The organism is Arsenophonus nasoniae DSM 15247, from assembly GCF_000429565.1.
In the GTDB taxonomy this organism is placed as follows: Bacteria; Pseudomonadota; Gammaproteobacteria; order Enterobacterales; family Enterobacteriaceae; genus Arsenophonus; species Arsenophonus nasoniae.
In genome coordinates, this window is the sequence record NZ_AUCC01000261.1 from 1 (window position 1) to 1,284 (window position 1,284).

The 1,284-nt window shown below is 31.9% G+C and carries 2 protein-coding genes; one reads left to right on the forward strand and one right to left on the reverse strand.

Features of this window, described 5'->3' with window-relative positions; genetic code table 11:
- Positions 1-191 precede the first annotated feature (191 nt).
- Positions 192-866, reverse strand: coding sequence for a S24 family peptidase (locus G468_RS0118180; RefSeq protein WP_026824170.1), 675 nt, complete (start codon positions 864-866; stop codon positions 192-194).
- A 119-nt stretch (positions 867-985) separates the two neighbouring features.
- On the opposite strand from G468_RS0118180, the gene G468_RS22000 reads away from it, so the two are divergent.
- A complete protein-coding gene (locus G468_RS22000) occupies positions 986-1,207 on the forward strand; it encodes a helix-turn-helix transcriptional regulator (protein WP_051297207.1) in 222 nt (73 codons plus the stop codon).
- Positions 1,208-1,284 lie beyond the last annotated feature (77 nt).

Sequence of the window (1,284 nt, forward strand, 5' to 3'; positions counted from 1 at the left end):
CACTCATACAGACATAACGCGCTGTACATTCCGACTTTCTAAATTGTTAAAGAGCGTATTGGTAGTTATTTATATTTAACTGAATTTTTATTTCCATATAATTTATAATTGAATTTCTCCATCATGTCAATTCATATTTGAATTATTAAGGCTAAAAAATTATGATTTGATGGATTAATACAAAAAAAACTCTATAAACAATCATATAGAGAAGGTTTAGCGATTCCTCCAACATAAAGTATTTTTTCTATTCTATTTATATCAAAATGGAGAGGGGGGTGATTTTCGTTTATTGAGATCACAACGATTACCCCATCTCTTTCATAAAGGAAAGTTTTAACCATAGCTTCTCCCTCAGATGTTGTAATGAAAACTTCATCTCCGGGCAAATAAGTATGGTTAGGTTCAATAACTACATATTCTCCGTTTTTTATCCTTGGTTTCATTGAATCTCCTATACATTTTAGAGCAAACGCATCAGGATCCTTTGTTGGCCAATTTATATATCCGTCACCATAACCTATAGGATATTCCAGTTCTTCCCAATAACCTTCACTACCTAATTGTGCGTTGCCTAAAACTGGGATTGCTTTAAATTGAAATATTTCTTCGGCCTTTAGTACATTGCTTGATAATTTACTACTTCCTATATCTTTTTCGACTAGTTCGCTAACTGGGATATTAAAATAAGATGCTACCTGTTTTAATAATGCATATTTAGGCTCTTTAATTTCTCCAGAAATTAATCTATGCATCGTTGGCTGTGGTATTCTTGTTCTACGAGCTAATTCTGTGACATTTTCTATATCCCTCTCTTTCATTAGCACTTGTATATTTCTTATCAGTCTGTCAGTTGTGGTTATCATAATTTCCCCGCTATTCATAGATGAATATTTATATATGAATATTTTAATATGGATTTCAACTTAATATTGAATTAATATAAATTCATAGATGAATTTAATGATGTGAGGAAATGTGAAAAATGGCACCCAAAAATATGATTGAATACTTAATTAATTCAGGTTTAACTCAAATACAAATTCAACAAAAAACAGGTATTAGTCAGCCATCAATCAGTAGGCTTTTATCTGGTAAAAATTCTGATCCTCGTATTTCTGTTTTGAAAGCTATAGAAAGTTTATATATTGAAGCGAAAAACTCTAAAGATAAACAGGTAGTTGCTTCAAACACTAAGGCCAAATAACCCATGCAAATAAATTATTCTGTCGGGCGTAGTGTTACTGATCAGCGCCCGAGTCCTGCTGTTGCTGGCTCGTATGA